The organism is Bacillus sp. SIMBA_008, assembly GCF_046535495.1.
GTDB classification, from domain to species: domain Bacteria; phylum Bacillota; class Bacilli; order Bacillales; family Bacillaceae; genus Bacillus; species Bacillus subtilis.
The window spans coordinates 1-273 of sequence record NZ_JAWRWL010000447.1 but is presented as its reverse complement, the minus strand read 5'-3'; the positions used below and the strand labels follow the sequence as shown (position 1 = coordinate 273).

Annotated in this window: 1 protein-coding gene; it reads left to right on the top strand. The window is 45.8% G+C overall.

Annotated elements, in window-relative coordinates; translation table 11 throughout:
* Window positions 1-273, top strand: a 273-nt coding sequence (locus SB658_RS23965; RefSeq protein WP_410602832.1) for a LapA family protein, incomplete at both ends; no start/stop codon positions are given.

Sequence of the window (273 nt, the reverse complement as noted above, 5' to 3'; positions counted from 1 at the left end):
ATTATATTCGCTTTACTATTTACTCTGATTGTCGCCATCTTTGCTGTCATTAACGTGCGGGCGGTTGAGGTTGATTATCTGTTCGTAACCGCTGAATGGCCGCTGATTTTAGTCATTTTAGGCTCTGTGTTAATGGGAGCGCTGATCGTGTTTTCAGCCGGTATATTTCAAGTGATGAAACTGAAGCGCGAAATTAAAATGCTGCGGAAAGAAAACAGATCCGCAGGTGAATTGACGGCTGATTCGGACGGCAAAAAAACAGCCGCGCCGCCG